Source organism: Arthrobacter sp. LAPM80, from assembly GCF_046736435.1.
Taxonomy (GTDB): domain Bacteria; phylum Actinomycetota; class Actinomycetes; order Actinomycetales; family Micrococcaceae; genus Specibacter.
The window spans coordinates 1-495 of the sequence record NZ_JBCHVD010000069.1; the positions used below are offsets into that span (position 1 = coordinate 1).

Genomic DNA, 495 nt, shown 5'->3' on the forward strand with positions numbered 1-495 from the left:
GGCTGCGATCAAGTCCTGAGCCTTACCAATGTCGGCGAGTTGTTTGATCCGGCGGCGGATCGTTTTCACTTCCGGGGCCCGGTCCAACCCCAGCGCCCGCCCGAGTTCCTGCGGGTTGAACCGGGTCGCACCCTCGGTCCGGGATTCTCCGGCCAACGCCCGCAACACCCCATCAACCAAGATGCTGTTCAGGCCGTAGAAGCCGTCCGGCAAGGCACCAAAGACGTCCTTCGCACAGGAGAGCAGGCCCGTGGTTTCCAGGGCGGGCAGGGCCAGGAACAACCCCGCGTGCGGAACGCGGGCGGCAGGTGCGAACATCGGGGCAGCTTCTGCCAGCAGCCCGGCCCTCGCTGCCGAGCGTTCCCCCGCACGCGGGACGGTTGTTGGCAGTATCGGCAGCTCCGGCTGCATGCGCCCCTGGTCGCTGGTCGGTGCCGTCACGGAGAGCTCCGGCGCCTCTTGGGATTCCTGCGTAGTCCCGACTGCCTGGGTGGT

Annotated in this window: 1 protein-coding gene; it reads right to left on the reverse strand. The window is 67.7% G+C overall.

Annotated features, from left to right (window positions below; all coding sequences use genetic code 11):
* Positions 1-441: putative transposase (locus tag AAGW05_RS18560; protein ID WP_411806035.1), on the reverse strand; the 441-nt coding region annotated here is incomplete at its 3' end.
* Positions 442-495 lie beyond the last annotated feature (54 nt).